A 13,608-nucleotide genomic window follows, 5' to 3' on the forward strand; every position below is an offset into this window, starting at 1 on the left:
GCTTTCGCGATCGTCCGGGCGAGCGGCGAACGCTGGTACTTGGCCGAGCTTCACCGACTGCGCGCTGGGCTGGCTCAAAAGGCGGGTCGCCCCGATATTGCCAGCCGAGCGCTCGCCCATGCCGAAGCCGTAGCGCGGGCGCAGGGCAGGGTCGAACTGGTCACGTGAGAGCGGGTACAAAAGTTGGCCTCGGCAGTTGCGGAACGAGTCGCTTTGCAGCAATTAAATGTCAGCTTTTGTGTTCAAAATTGTGCATTACACAATCACGCTAGAGGCGTTAGGTGGCACTGGGGGCAAAGAGGGGAAGGCTATTCGTCGAACCATTCGTTCAGCTAAAAGCAGGTGATATCGCCGCTAGTACCTGGGAGGGGAAGTGCGCCTAGAGCTGGCAATTGCAACCAGAATGGCGCTGAAAGAAGAAAAGAAGCTAAGTGTGCATGATAGCTTCTCGCGGTATAAGCCTCCCCGAGATGGGGAGGCATACACAGGCTATTAGCGCTTACTCTTCGCCAAAGTAGCGAGCGAAAATTTCGTCGTAAGTGCCGTTTTCTTTCAATTCAGCAAGGGCTTCGTTGAATTTCTCAGCGAGTGCTTCGTCACGCTGGCGGAAGGCGATACCAAAACCTTCACCGAAAACTTCCTTGGGTTCGGTAACCATCTCGCCGACTACTTTGTAGTCGCTATCTTCGTTTTCAAGCAGGGTAGATTTGCCTACTGAAAACTCCAGGAAGACAGCGTCCAGACGCTCGGCGTCCATATCCAGCACCATATCATCGGCGGTGGAGTAGCGGTTGATAGTCGCGGTGTCGCCGAGGGTATCGGTGGCGAAGTTGTCATAGGTGGTGCCGCGCTGTACGCCAATGGATAAACCCTCAAGGGTTTCCACTGTAGCCTCTTCTAGGTCGCTGTCTGCTGGAGCGAACCAAGCGCCGGGCATGGTGATATAGGGGTCGGAGAAGAGCAGTGTCTGGCGCCGCTCTTCATTGATGGTCATCGACGACATAATGGCATCGTAGTTGCGTGATAAAAGGCCAGGAACAATGCCATCCCACTCTTGCTCGACCCACTCACAGGTCACACCCATCTGATCACATAGGGCGTTGCCCAGGTCGATATCAAAACCAGTCAGTTCACCATCGGCTGTGCGGTATTCCATTGGTTCATAGGGAACGTCGACGCCAATACGTACATGGTCGTAATCCCGCGCCTGGGCAGAAGAGGCCGCGGCAATGGCTAAACCAAGCACAGATACTGTTAGTAATTTCTTCATTCTTATACTCCGTAGAAAGCAGGTTCACTAGAGGTGATCCCCTTTAACGTACCCTAGGTTGGGGCGAACGAAAAGAGGGAGCGTTGCTATGAACCAACGTTTGTTTGACGGTGCAACAAACGAGGCTGTTTTTATCACTCGATGCTTTTGTTGTTAAGTGCTCTTGATACGGTTCTCGTGATGCTAGTTATTTTGCGGCCTTAAGTGGGCCAACAGCTTTTTCTCCAGGAAGCGGAAGAAGTACAAAATGGCAAATGTGAGGCAAAGATAGATCACTGCTACAAATAAGAAAGCATCAAACGGTGCGTAGAAGCGGGCATAAACGAAGCGTGCAGCCCCTGTCAGATCCATTAGCGTGACGACGCTGGCAATGGCGCTGGCATGCAGCATAAAGATAACTTCGTTGCCATAGGCGGGCAGGGCACGTCGGAAAGCGCTGGGCAGAATAATACGCCGCATCATCAGGTTTTGTGACATGCCGTAAGCCCTGGCAGCTTCAATTTCCCCTTTGGATGTCGCTTTGATAGCCCCTCGGAAAATCTCAGTAGTATAGGCCGCCGTATTAAGCGTGAAGGCAATCAGCGCGGGGTAGAAAGCTTCCCGCAGGATTGGCCACAAAAATGTTTCTTGGATACCGTCAACAAATACCACGCCATAGTAAATGATATATAGCTGAATCAGCAGTGGCGTGCCACGAAAGACATAGGTGTAAAAATAGATGGGTAAACTAATCCACTTATGCTTTGAGCTGCGCATAACGGCAAGTGGCACTGCCAGTATTAAGCCCGCTACCAAAGACAGGAATACCAGTTGGGTTGTCGTGACTAGCCCTTCCCAGTAGTAGCCTAACGTATCTGGGGTGAAAATTACGTTGCCAGCTAGCAGGTCGTTGAACCACGCAGAAATATCCAGCATCTCATTGCCCCCCAAAGCCAATGTCGTAACGTTTTTGTAGCCGCACGAAGATCCACTCTGATACGCTGGCAATCAGCAAGTAAGCCGCTGCGACGGGAAGTAAGAAAGTAAAGGGTTCATGGGTGGCTCGGGAAGCCTCCGCAGCGACGCGAACCATATCTGTCAAACCGATCACTGATACCAGTGCCGTTGTTTTAAGCAGTACCATCCAGTTGTTAGATAAGCCAGGGAGTGCGTGGCGCATCATTTGCGGAAAGCGAATACGCCGAAATACCAAAGCGCTGCTCATACCGTACGCTTTTCCTGCTTCAATCTGGCCGTTATCAACCGCCATGAAAGCGCCGCGGAAGGTTTCACCCATGTAAGCGCCAAAAATGAAGCCGATTGTCAGAACACCCGCCGCGAATGCATTAAAATTAATATAAATATCAATTCCATAGCTGTCGTACAGCATGTCGCTAATGGCATTGACACCGATTTGACCGCCAAAGAACAGCAGCATCATCAGTACCAGATCGGGCACGCCGCGAATAACGGTGGTGTATACCGTTGCAATGCGGTGCAGGAGCCAACTGCGTGACATTTTGGCAGTCGCTGTTAACAAGCCAAGTAAAATGGCCAGAATAAGCGAAAGAACCGCTAATTGAATGGTAATGCCCGCCCCTTCGATCAGGCGGGGGCCATAACCTTGCAAATCAAGCATGGTGTGCCTCGCTGATCAGTATTTGGGGGCCAGAAATTGCTTTAAGCGCGGTGATTGCGGATTGCCCAGTACATCAGCTGGCGCGCCAGCTTCTTCTACCAAGCCTTGGTGCAGGTAAATCACTTTGCTGGATACATCGCGGGCAAAACTCATCTCGTGAGTGACCACCACCATGGTGCGCCCTTCATCGGCTAAGCCGTGCATTACTTTCAAAACGTCGCCGACCAGTTCTGGGTCAAGCGCCGACGTTGGCTCATCGAACAGCATTACTTCGGGATCCATCGCGAGCGCTCGGGCAATTGCTCCGCGCTGTTGCTGTCCGCCCGACATTTGCGCCGGGTAGGCATCAGCGCGTGCGCTTAGCCCAACGCGCTCAAGCAGTGCTCGTGCGTGTTCGATAGCTTCTTTTTTGGGTTTTCCCAGGACATGAATAGGTGCTTCGATAATGTTCTCAAGCAATGTCATGTGGGCCCATAGGTTGAAACTCTGGAAAACCATCGACAGCTTGGCACGCATTTGCACGACTTGTTTCCAATCGGCAGGTTCGCGGCCATGTTTGGTCGTTTTAAAGCGAATCTGCTCGCCATGAACGAACAGTTCACCCTCGTCAGGTTGTTCCAAGAGGTTCATACAGCGCAAGAAGGTACTTTTGCCAGACCCCGAGGCACCTATCAGAGTGATGACATCACCCTTTTGAGCTTCGAGAGAGAGGCCTTTGAGAACTTCTGTATCGCCAAAGCGCTTTTTTATATTGCGCACTTCAAGAGGGGTAGGCGTATCAGCCATAACAGTGGCTCCAGTACAGGGTTGCCGCTACAGCAACAGGTTTAAGACATGTGCTTGATAGGCGGCTAGCGCGAAAAAAGGGGCGATTCTATCAGGCCTTGTGCGTATTGCGTGCTTTCCTTATGCGATTAATAAGAAAAACGTTTGTTTAATACACATTGATAAGCCTTGAAAAGCCTCTACGTTATTGTTGTTAAAGCATTTGTTCAAATTTTCTTAATGTGGTGCTTGGGTCGCTAGCTGGCGTGAGAAGGGGCAACTAGCAGCGCGGCTCGTGCGCCAATCTCAACCTTTGCGTTGGGAAATACCACATGTAAAGGCGTGTCCCCAACAATAAAATCACCTGCGACGCTATCTTTGGCGAGACAAGTGCCCGGCTCAAAGCGGCTGAAATTGGGGACATCTTCATCGAAACAGAGACAAAAGTTTTCAGCCTGGCGCATTAGCTCATGCTGAACTTGGAAAAACTTCATTGTTTCAGCGGGCTTTTTAGGCGGCTGTTCCCCAGCGCTAAGCGCGCTAATAAGCGTTAACATCGGTGCTAATGCCGCCATATCGTTTTCTCCAAAGGGCGCAACGCGGCCTAATTCGAAAGTGAAGGCTTGGGCAGCATGGTAGTGCTTACTATAGTGAGAAAACGTCCAACTGTGCTGGTGTTGGTGTAGCACTGCTTGCATATCCGCCGCTGCGAGCCATTCCCACTGCTCTGGGTGGATCACGGTGTCTGCGAACGGCTCTACAACGAAGCGAGTATAGAGGCTACCGCGAATGGCCGTGTGTAAATCGTAGTGCAGTTTAGGCAGCGCCTGATGACGATTATAAAAACTGTCTACCGCTGACATTAACTCGCGAGCCCGATCAGGCTCATCGCCTGTTTCGGCGAGTTCGCGCTGAAATAAGCGGTTGAGGTTCGTCCTGATAAACCTCTGCTGGGCTTTTAAGGCAGGCAGATTGCCCAAGATCACTAACACGGGAGCACCAAGAGTGACCGTGCCAGCTTCTATCGCAGCTAGCCAGCTGCCCAACAGCTCTACGGGGGCCGTTTCGTTACCGTGTATCGCTGCAGAGAACACGCAAGCATGAGCCGCTGGACGAACGGTCGCCGGGGTTATCTCTAAAATCCCCGGTGCATGTAATTGGTAGGTACCGCTGCCAAAGCGGCCTGACCGCGGAGAAGAGTGTTTGTCATCGAGAGTCCAATCAAGCCATTGGCCAAGCATGAAGTTTTCCTTGAGCAGGGAGCGTCAGCTTTTTGTAATGTTGTACCTTTAACACGCTGAAGCTTAACCACAAGGGGGGACGTCGATAGCATGAAAAACGCAGGTGCGAACATGAAAATTCAGCGTGAAAAGTATCCATACCCACTGATGTATATGAAAAGGTTCTAATCGATAAAATCGAAGGAGGGCATCGAAAACATTCGCTTTTTTCTACGCTACGCTGAGCTATTGTATTAATAGATTTTCATAAGACCTTTTCATAAGCCCAAGACGGGCAAGACATAGCACTACCAGAAAACACGACAAGGAGTGGGTAATGACGAAGGTACTAGTTCTTTATTATTCCATGTATGGCCACATCGATACGCTAGCGGCCTCTGTGGCAGAGGGTGCGAGAAGCGTTGATGGTGTTGAAGTGACCGTTAAACGTGTGCCTGAGACTATGCCAGCAGAAGCGTTCAAAAATGCGGGTGGTAAGCAGGACTTCACGACGCCAGAAGCGACGCCACAGGAGCTTGCTGATTACGACGCGATCATTTTTGGCACGCCAACGCGTTTCGGCAATATGGCTGGTCAGATGCGTACCTTCTTAGACCAAACTGGTGGGTTGTGGGCCAAGGGCGCGCTGCGTGGCAAGGTGGCGAGTGTGTTCACCTCTACCGGGACCGGCGGCGGTGATGAAATGACCATTACCTCCACTTGGACAACGTTAGCCCATCACGGCATGGTAATTGTGCCGATTGGCTATGGTATTGAAGAGCAGTTTGATATTTCCAAAGTGAGCGGTGGAACACCCTATGGCGCATCCACGCTTGCTGGCGGCGACGGTTCACGCCAGCCGGATGATCGCGAGCTAAAAATTGCCCATTTCCAAGGTAAGCATGTCGCCGAAATTACTGCGAAGCTGGCGAGCTAACGCCCGTTTGCCAGCACGCTTGAAAGGCAATGCCTCACTGTTTTTACAGTGAGGCATTGTTTAGTTAGCCTTAGTCGCGAATACGTTCAGCAATCGCTTGACCTAGACTTAGCGTATTGCCTAGCCCGCCAATATCTCCGGTAAGTACTTGGCTATCGCCTTCGCTCAACACGTCTTCAATGGCTTTCACCATCGTATCGGCGGCTTCTTGATAACCCAAGTGTTCTAGCATCATGGCACCAGACCAGATTTGGCCAATAGGGTTAGCAATACCCTTGCCAGCGATGTCTGGCGCGCTGCCGTGAACCGGTTCAAACAGGCTGGGGAACGTGCCTTCCGGGTTGATATTAGCAGAGGGCGCAATGCCGATAGTACCAGTGCAGGCGGGGCCAAGGTCTGAAAGAATATCGCCAAATAGGTTACTGCCGACCACCACATCAAACCAGTCTGGGTGCAGTACAAAGTTAGCGGTTAGGATATCAATATGAAATTTATCCACCGCAATGTCGGGATACTGCTTGGCCATTTCGGCTACCCGCTCGTCCCAATAGGGCATGGTGATTGAGATGCCGTTGGACTTGGTGGCCGAGGTGAGCTTTTTACGCGGACGGGTTTGGGCAAGATCAAACGCATACTTCAGAACTCGGTCGACGCCGACGCGGCTCATCACCGTCTCTTGAAGAACAATTTCACGCTCGGTGCCTTCGAACATTTTGCCGCCGACACTTGAATACTCGCCTTCGGTGTTTTCACGCACGACATAAAAGTCGATATCGCCTGGCTCGCGGCCTGCTAATGGACTTTTGATGCCCGGCATCAGTTTGCAGGGGCGTAAGTTAATGTACTGGTCAAACTGGCGACGAAACTGTAGCAACGAACCCCAGAGTGAAATATGGTCGGGCACTTTGTCGGGCCAGCCGACGGCGCCGTAAAACAGCGCATCAAAGCCCTTGAGCTGCTCGAACCAGTCGTCGGGCAGCATTTTGCCGTGCGCTAGGTAGTAGTCACAGCTACCAAATTCAAACGTGGTGAATGCAAGGTCAATGTTGAAGCGCTGTGCGGCAGCTTCCAGGGCGCGAATGCCTTCGGGCATGACTTCGGTGCCAATACCGTCGCCAGCGATGACAGCAATGCGGTGGGCCATAGTGGCTCCTTCTGTAGTTAGCGTTCGGGACAGCTATTATCTTGGACAACGTCAATCAATTCACTAGTGGGGAAATTAAGCTCGGCGGCGCGCTGGCGTAGCCGCTCTTCCACCGCGCTTTCCATCACTGGCGTACGCGAGAGAATCCATAGGTAATCGCGGTTCGGGCCTGATACCAGCGCCCACTGATAGTCTTCATCCAGTTCTAAAACGTTATAGCCGCCATAAAAAGGGCCAAAAAAGCTGACTTTTAACCGCCCGATGTTTTCATCGTCAATAAAGTAGGCGCGGCCTTCAGCTTCATTCCATGTTTGCTCTGTGAGGTTGTAGCCACGATTGATCACACGGACACCGCCATCGTCACGTAAGCTGTAGCTAGCCGTTACGCAGTCTAAGTTTCGCTCAAAGGAGTGATCCAAGCGGGCGATTTCATACCACTGACCTAAATAGCGGTTAAGTTCAAAGTCTGTGACAGGCTCGGTGCCGTCAGGAATGCCGGTACAGCCGGTTAGTACAAGGCTGCTGAGGGCCATAAGCCCAATGATTTCCCCCACTTTCTTGCCTGGTATTCGTTCGGCAGTGAGCATTGCACGCTCCTAATGACTGCATGGAATAATAAGTGTTAAATCTATCAGTATGGTGAAATAAGCGCCATGAACGGTTTCCTTAGGTGGCTCTTGAACCGGAAGGAAATGGAAATAGGTTTTGGTATTTCTGTACTGAATAAGCCCTTACAATATCTACAACAAAGGAGTGGTTATGTGGCATCAACAAGAGATTCACTTACCGGAAATGCCCAGGGGCTTTCATCTAATTACGGATGAGATCGCCAGGGCATTGCCGCGCTTGGCCGAGTGTAGTCAAGGGCTACTGCACCTGCAGTTAATGCATACTTCTGCCTCGCTTACATTAAATGAAAACTCTGATCCTGACGTCCGTCACGACCTGGATGCCTTTATTCGCCGCTTAGTACCTGAAGGCCTAAACTATTTTCGCCATACCCTTGAAGGCCCAGACGATATGCCCGCTCATGTAGCCTCCAGCTTACTGGGTACTCAGCTAACGCTCGCCATACGTGATGGCCGTTTGGCGCTGGGCACCTGGCAAGGAATATGGATGGGGGAACACCGTGAGCAGGGTGGTTCGCGTCGTCTGTTAGCAACGATAAACGGCCGTGAAGCGAATTAAACATCCGATTTTTTTCTTTTCTAACGACTTCTTTTCAATAAGCGCCTCTACATGCTTCGACGCTCTTTTCGCTTGACTCGCCAGCGCTGGCTAAGACTGCTGTTTGTGCTCAACCTCGCGCTGGTGGCAGGGCTGATTACTCACCAAATATGGCTCTATGTCGCTAAGCCTGAATTTGAGGCATTGCACACTAGGGAAGTGGCGGATATCCGTGAGCAACTCGCAGAACGAAACTCCTACCGTTTTGCGGTAGTAGGTAATATCAATAATTCAGTGAATGTGTTTCAGGATGAAATCATTCCCATGCTGAACCAAAGCGATATTGATTTTATGGTGTCAGCGGGGAATGCGGTGAGTGGGGGGCAGCAGGAGAGCTATAAGGCGATTTCCCAAAGTTTAGAGCAGTTAAGCGTGCCGTATGTGCTGACTTATGGCGCCCATGAAGACAGCGATTTTGGCAGTTATCTTTTCTATGAATACTTTGGCCCGCATTTTTATTCCTTCGTTGCCGGTAACAGCCATTTTATCTTTTTGGATGGTACGGGTAAGTCGTCTACCTCATGGCAGCTAGATTGGTTAGAGCGCGAGCTGGCTGCCTCTGAAGCGCAGCATCGGTTTTTGTTCATTGGCTTGCCACTGCATAACGTGATTAGCGATGCGCCCTTATTTGAAGCCGATAATTACCTCAATGATCCACGGCTGAGTGAAGGCATTATGCGCTTGTCAGAGCAGTACGCGGTGGACAGTGTGTTTTCGGCCAACCTGTCGCTTTATTCACACCAATCGCTGAATGGTGTGGATTACGTCACCACGGGGGGAGCTGGCGGCATTTTAATGGATGCTAATGACAGTTTTCATCACTATGTAGTGGTCGAGGTCAATGGCGAAAACGTAGCTATAACACCCGTTCGGCTGAATGTGGATAGTCCAGGCTGGTGGCGTATGCTCAGCAGCGTTGCCTCAACGATTTATGCGTTTTTTTACGTCAGCTACCCTCGCTTCCTGCTCATTGTCGGGGTGTTGTCACTGCTGGCGATGCGCTTGTACCGACTGATTTTTGAAGAGCGCCACTATTACCCAGATTTTGATATCGACCCAACACCGTATCTGGAGAAGCCCCTGCGGGTGGCGATGATATCGAATAACTACTTCCCGTTCGTCTCCGGCGTGTCGGTTTCCGTTGAGCGACTTCGTCAAGGACTAAGCGAGTTAAAACATCAGGTGCAGTTGTTGGTGCCGCGTTATCGAGAGGCGTGGCAAGACGATGAGACGATCTTGCGTGTACCCACTGTGATGGCCTTTGGTGAAAAGCGTGAGTTCCGTTTGACCAATCCGTTTAGTGCACGTTTTCGCCACTGCCTGCAGCGCTTTAAGCCGGATATTATCCATGTCCATCATCCTTTTTGGCTGGGGTCGATGGGGCTATGGATGGGGCGGCGGCTACGTGTGCCGGTTGTTTATACCTATCACACACGGTTAGAACATTACGCCCATTTTGTGCCGCTGCCTGGAGCTCTGTTTCGTAATTTGATTTCGCATTCGTTGATCAAACACTTCTCTAACCGCTGCCAAGGCGTCATCGTGCCCACCTACTCGGCAGAAGAGTATCTACGCATGATTGGGGTGAAAACACCGACGCTAATACAGCCTACGGGCATTGATACGGCGCGATTCGCCGACACGGATCGTGATGCGCTGGAAGAGCTGCGCCATCAGCTTTCCATCGATCCAGCCGACACGGTGTTGGTGAGTGTCTCGAGAATTAGCCAAGAAAAAAATATTGGTTTTATGCTGGAGGCATTGGCGGAATTGAAAAAACTGGGCAGGCAGTCGTTGCGCTTATTGTTAATTGGTGATGGCCCTGATCGACAAACCATTCAACAGCATATAGAAGCATTAGCGCTGCAGGAGCAGGTAACTTTGGTGGGCGCTGTGCCGCCGGAGAAGATGGCGCGCTATTACCACTTAGGCGACATCTTTGTGTTTGCGTCTACTTCTGAAACTCAAGGCATGGTGATTTTAGAAGCCATGGCCGCTGGCCTGCCAGTTGTGGCGGTACGCTCTAGCGGTATTGATGACGTAGTGCGTGATGGCTTTAATGGCTATAAAACGCCGCAAAATCGGCAAAAGTGGGGGCAGCGAGTAATGGCGTTAGCCGAGGATAACGCGTTGAGAGACACCCTGGGCAAGCAGGCAAAAAGATTTGCTAGCGACTATGATATTGCTAAGTTTGCAGGAGCGGTCGCGCACTTCTATGCCGAGGTACTGGCCAAGTATTACGCGAAATAGCCGCTGTTTCAGGCCGGGTCGTTGTTATTTTTGCTAGATCGTGAGGTCGCTATACGCTTTAGCAACCACAGCAGTCCCACGCCAGCGCCAAGGCCTATTACTGCCCATACCAATTCTTGATGAGACGCCGCGGTAAATAGGGCGCCCAATTGGCTTCCTAGCAGTATTACCGCCGCGAGCCCTGGCACAATTCCCAAGGTCGATCCGATCATGTAATCGCGAAAATCAACATGAAACGCACCGGCTAGCATATTGGTGAGCGTGAAAGGGGCTAAGGGCAACAGATTGATCACAGCCATGGTGCGAATGCCGCGCTTGGATAAGTAGCCGGAAAGCCCACGCAAATGGCGTCCGCCATAGCGCATTAGTGCGTCGCGCCCCATCCAATAGCCGACCCAATAAGAGGCGACCGAAGAACTAAGCGTACCCAGCGTGGCATAAGCCAGCCCCCACAGCGGCCCAAACAGTAGGCCGGTCAATACGACTAGCAGGCTTAACGGAAACATGATCAGTAGCGAGCCGGTATAAACGGCTATCACGGCGACAAACATCCAGGGAGCTTGCTTCCATTGACTGATGGTGGACGCTAGCTCGGTCAGGTGGGTTTCGGTGAGTAAGCCTTGCTGCTGAAGCCAACGCCACATGATACCCAGCATGACCACTACAACAACTAGCCCAATGCCTTTTAGTAACGTGCGTGACATCTATTTCCCCGTCGCTGGTACTAAAAAAGCGACAGCATACGTTAGAGGCGTAACTGGATGAAATCATATTCGGTGTTTAAGCGTGGCTAATGAGACCAATTTAGTTAGTGGTAATGGCTGTCTGATAGGAATTTTTCCATTTTTCTTGCCATTTTGGTGCAGCCGTGAAGAATGAGGCGCCTCCACTGTTATACAAAAGGCGCATTACCTATGGATTTTACTCTTCCTCCTCTGTTGACGGCGATGGTTGATCGCGGCAACGGGCTGCTATGGGGCAGTGTGCTGATCTACCTGCTGATCGGTGCTGGCCTCTACTTCACCATTATGACCCGCGGTATCCAAGTACGTTACTTTGGACACATGTTCAAACTGCTGCGCAGTTCGCGTCAATCTAACGGCGGTATCTCTTCTTTTCAGGCACTTTCTACCAGTCTGGCGGCACGGGTTGGTACCGGTAACCTAGCTGGTGTGGCGGTAGCGATTTATTTTGGTGGTCCCGGCGCGATCTTTTGGATGTGGCTGACCGCCATGGTGGGTATGGCGACCAGTTTTGTGGAGTCCACTCTAGCCCAGGCCTATAAAGTTGATCACGGTGATAACACCTTCCGTGGTGGTCCGGCTCGCTATATTGAACGTGGCCTGGGGCTTCGCTGGCTGGCGGTACTGTTTTCGATCTGCTTAATTATCGCGTTCGGGTTGGCGTTTAACAGCGTACAGGCCAACTCCATCGCCCAGGCCATGGAACAGGCATTTGCCATTCCCACCTGGGCCATGGGGTTAGTTCTGATGGCGGTGATTACGCCCATTATATTTGGCGGCCTGAAGTCGATTGCTAAAGTAGCTGAGCTAGTGGTGCCGCTGATGGCACTGTTGTATTTGCTGTTGGCACTCACGGTGGTGGCGCTCAATATCAGCGATTTGCCCGCTGCCTTTATGACTATTATTAAGAGTGCGTTTGGTTTAGAGCAGGCGGCCGGTGGTGCAATGGGGTATGCCATTTCTCAAGCTATTATGAACGGTATTCAGCGTGGTCTGTTTTCTAACGAGGCGGGTATGGGTTCAGCGCCCAATGCTGCCGCGACCGCCAGTACTCAGCCAGACCATCCCGCTGCGCAAGGGTTTATTCAAATGCTGGGCGTGTTTTTAGACACCTTGGTCATTTGTACTGCCACTGCGGCCATCATCATTATGGCTGGGCCTGAGCTGCTGGCTGGCGAAGAAAACAACGGTATTCAGCTTACCCAAATCGCGCTCTCTAGCCATGTGGGTGATTGGGGCGGTATGTTTATTGCCGTGGCGATCTTGCTGTTTGCATTCACTTCGGTGATCGCTAACTACTCATACGGTGAATCTAATATTGAGTACTTGGCAGGCCGTCGTGCGCCTATTGCGGTGCTGATTTATCGCTTGGCGGTACTCGGTATGGTGATGGTAGGCTCGGTTGCTAGCTTAGGTGCTATCTGGAATTTTGCCGATCTTTCCATGGGTATGATGGCAGTGATTAACTTAGTGGCTATTTTGCTGCTATCGCCGATTGCCTTTGCACTGTTCCGTGATTACGACGCTCAGTTGAAGGCTGGCCAAGAGCCTGTGTTTGATCCCAGTAAATTCCCTAAATTAGTAAATAAAGTAGATCCTAGCGCGTGGCCAAAGCGGAAATAAACGCTACTTTTTGATGCGATAGACGAAAGGCCCCGCCCTGCGAGCACCGCAGGGCGGGGCTTTTTGTTGTCTATGTATTCGATTTTTTCGAATAAGACAGGGGAAACGTTGCGCTTTTTTTAATCGAAAAGCGCCGTAAAATAGTCACCAGAGTTCCCACTAATACGTTAGGAAATTATCCATGACTACACGTGCACTGCTTGTAACTTCTTCTATTTTAGGCGAAAACGGCCAGTCCAATGCGTTAGCCAACCATTTTAAAACCAAAACGGAAGCTCATGATGTAGTGGTTACTCAGCGTGATGTGGTGGCTAACGCGTTACCGCACCTTGCGATCGAAGAACTCGGTGCATGGCAGACGCCTGCCAACGAGCGCAACGCCGATCAACAAGCGTTAGCAGCTCACTCTGACGAACTGTTGGCAGAGCTACGGGCGAGTGATGTCTTAGTACTGGCGGTGCCGCTGTATAATTTAGGTATTCCGTCCCAGTTGAAAGCGTGGTTTGACCGCGTGCTGCGCGCTGGTGAAACTTTCCGTTACACTGAAAATGGTCCGCAGGGTTTGCTTGAAGGTAAGCGTGCGATTATTTTAGCGGCTCGCGGTGGTCAGTACGCAGGGACTGAATTAGACAGCCAAACGCCACACCTTAAAGCCATGCTCGGTTTAATGGGCATTAGCGATGTGGATGTTGTCTTTGCGGAAGGCTTGAATATGGGTGACGCTCAGCGTGATGCTGCGCTAAAAGAAGCGTTCCAAGCGATCGATCAACTGGTCGAAACACTCTAGTAATACGTTGATTTAAAAGAGGTG

General features: G+C 51.2%; 13 protein-coding genes. 5 read left to right on the forward strand and 8 right to left on the reverse strand.

Annotated features, from left to right (window positions below; all coding sequences use genetic code 11):
- Positions 1–499 precede the first annotated feature (499 nt).
- From INT19_RS08135 to INT19_RS08155, 5 genes are all read right to left on the reverse strand, one after another.
- Positions 500–1,270, reverse strand: a complete 771-nt coding sequence (locus tag INT19_RS08135; protein WP_089039402.1) for a transporter substrate-binding domain-containing protein — start codon at positions 1,268–1,270, stop codon at positions 500–502.
- A gap of 183 nt (positions 1,271–1,453) precedes the next feature.
- Positions 1,454–2,185 carry an ABC transporter permease gene (locus INT19_RS08140; RefSeq protein ID WP_089039401.1) on the reverse strand — a complete coding sequence of 244 codons (732 nt, stop codon included), beginning with the start codon at positions 2,183–2,185 and terminating at the stop codon, positions 1,454–1,456.
- Between the two features lies 1 nt (position 2,186).
- A complete protein-coding gene (locus INT19_RS08145) occupies positions 2,187–2,888 on the reverse strand; it encodes an ABC transporter permease (RefSeq protein ID WP_125750245.1) in 702 nt (233 codons plus the stop codon).
- A gap of 15 nt (positions 2,889–2,903) precedes the next feature.
- The gene (locus INT19_RS08150; protein ID WP_125750241.1) at positions 2,904–3,674 is read right to left on the reverse strand and encodes an ABC transporter ATP-binding protein; all 771 of its coding nucleotides are present in this window, start codon (positions 3,672–3,674) and stop codon (positions 2,904–2,906) included.
- 236 nt (positions 3,675–3,910) lie between these two features.
- Positions 3,911–4,894, reverse strand: coding sequence for a succinylglutamate desuccinylase (locus INT19_RS08155; protein WP_125750238.1), 984 nt, complete (start codon positions 4,892–4,894; stop codon positions 3,911–3,913).
- Positions 4,895–5,210: 316 nt separating this feature from the next.
- On the opposite strand from INT19_RS08155, the gene wrbA reads away from it, so the two are divergent.
- Positions 5,211–5,810, forward strand: coding sequence for an NAD(P)H:quinone oxidoreductase (gene wrbA, locus INT19_RS08160; protein WP_193060402.1), 600 nt, complete (start codon positions 5,211–5,213; stop codon positions 5,808–5,810).
- Between the two features lie 70 nt (positions 5,811–5,880).
- On the opposite strand, the gene INT19_RS08165 is transcribed toward wrbA, so the two are convergent.
- Positions 5,881–6,954: a tartrate dehydrogenase gene (locus tag INT19_RS08165; protein ID WP_193060403.1), complete on the reverse strand. Its 1,074-nt coding sequence runs from the start codon at positions 6,952–6,954 to the stop codon at positions 5,881–5,883.
- A 17-nt stretch (positions 6,955–6,971) separates the two neighbouring features.
- Positions 6,972–7,487 carry a lipocalin family protein gene (locus tag INT19_RS08170; protein ID WP_146942160.1) on the reverse strand — a complete coding sequence of 172 codons (516 nt, stop codon included), beginning with the start codon at positions 7,485–7,487 and terminating at the stop codon, positions 6,972–6,974.
- 226 nt (positions 7,488–7,713) lie between these two features.
- Here INT19_RS08170 and INT19_RS08175 point away from each other — a divergent pair, with 226 nt between their 5' ends.
- Both INT19_RS08175 and INT19_RS08180 read left to right on the forward strand, forming a co-directional pair.
- Positions 7,714–8,142 carry a secondary thiamine-phosphate synthase enzyme YjbQ gene (locus INT19_RS08175; protein WP_125750229.1) on the forward strand — a complete coding sequence of 143 codons (429 nt, stop codon included), beginning with the start codon at positions 7,714–7,716 and terminating at the stop codon, positions 8,140–8,142.
- Positions 8,143–8,193: 51 nt separating this feature from the next.
- Complete coding sequence (locus INT19_RS08180; protein WP_193060404.1) at positions 8,194–10,431, forward strand: glycosyltransferase; 2,238 nt, start codon at positions 8,194–8,196, stop codon at positions 10,429–10,431.
- 8 nt (positions 10,432–10,439) lie between these two features.
- On the opposite strand, the gene INT19_RS08185 is transcribed toward INT19_RS08180, so the two are convergent.
- A complete protein-coding gene (locus INT19_RS08185; protein WP_125750223.1) occupies positions 10,440–11,135 on the reverse strand; it encodes a TVP38/TMEM64 family protein in 696 nt (231 codons plus the stop codon).
- Between the two features lie 210 nt (positions 11,136–11,345).
- On the opposite strand from INT19_RS08185, the gene INT19_RS08190 reads away from it, so the two are divergent.
- A complete protein-coding gene (locus INT19_RS08190; RefSeq protein ID WP_193060405.1) occupies positions 11,346–12,797 on the forward strand; it encodes an alanine/glycine:cation symporter family protein in 1,452 nt (483 codons plus the stop codon).
- A gap of 181 nt (positions 12,798–12,978) precedes the next feature.
- On the forward strand, positions 12,979–13,584 hold the full coding sequence (locus INT19_RS08195; RefSeq protein ID WP_193060406.1) for an FMN-dependent NADH-azoreductase: 606 nt from the start codon (positions 12,979–12,981) through the stop codon (positions 13,582–13,584).
- Positions 13,585–13,608: the final 24 nt, after the last annotated feature.

The sequence above is a fragment of the Halomonas sp. 3A7M genome (assembly GCF_014897875.1).
Classification (GTDB): domain Bacteria; phylum Pseudomonadota; class Gammaproteobacteria; order Pseudomonadales; family Halomonadaceae; genus Vreelandella.

Bases quoted from the DNA above. Each gene is read 5' to 3' on its own strand.
- INT19_RS08185 (WP_125750223.1), bottom strand. From the start codon at position 11,135: ATGTCACGCACGTTACTAAAAGGCATTGGGCTAGTTGTTGTAGTGGTC.
- INT19_RS08170 (WP_146942160.1), bottom strand. From the start codon at position 7,487: ATGGCCCTCAGCAGCCTTGTACTAACCGGCTGTACCGGCATTCCTGAC.
- INT19_RS08140 (WP_089039401.1), bottom strand. From the start codon at position 2,185: ATGCTGGATATTTCTGCGTGGTTCAACGACCTGCTAGCTGGCAACGTA.
- INT19_RS08150 (WP_125750241.1), bottom strand. From the start codon at position 3,674: ATGGCTGATACGCCTACCCCTCTTGAAGTGCGCAATATAAAAAAGCGC.
- INT19_RS08180 (WP_193060404.1), top strand. From the start codon at position 8,194: ATGCTTCGACGCTCTTTTCGCTTGACTCGCCAGCGCTGGCTAAGACTG.
- INT19_RS08135 (WP_089039402.1), bottom strand. From the start codon at position 1,270: ATGAAGAAATTACTAACAGTATCTGTGCTTGGTTTAGCCATTGCCGCG.
- INT19_RS08155 (WP_125750238.1), bottom strand. From the start codon at position 4,894: ATGCTTGGCCAATGGCTTGATTGGACTCTCGATGACAAACACTCTTCT.
- INT19_RS08195 (WP_193060406.1), top strand. From the start codon at position 12,979: ATGACTACACGTGCACTGCTTGTAACTTCTTCTATTTTAGGCGAAAAC.
- INT19_RS08145 (WP_125750245.1), bottom strand. From the start codon at position 2,888: ATGCTTGATTTGCAAGGTTATGGCCCCCGCCTGATCGAAGGGGCGGGC.
- INT19_RS08175 (WP_125750229.1), top strand. From the start codon at position 7,714: ATGTGGCATCAACAAGAGATTCACTTACCGGAAATGCCCAGGGGCTTT.
- INT19_RS08190 (WP_193060405.1), top strand. From the start codon at position 11,346: ATGGATTTTACTCTTCCTCCTCTGTTGACGGCGATGGTTGATCGCGGC.
- wrbA (WP_193060402.1), top strand. From the start codon at position 5,211: ATGACGAAGGTACTAGTTCTTTATTATTCCATGTATGGCCACATCGAT.
- INT19_RS08165 (WP_193060403.1), bottom strand. From the start codon at position 6,954: ATGGCCCACCGCATTGCTGTCATCGCTGGCGACGGTATTGGCACCGAA.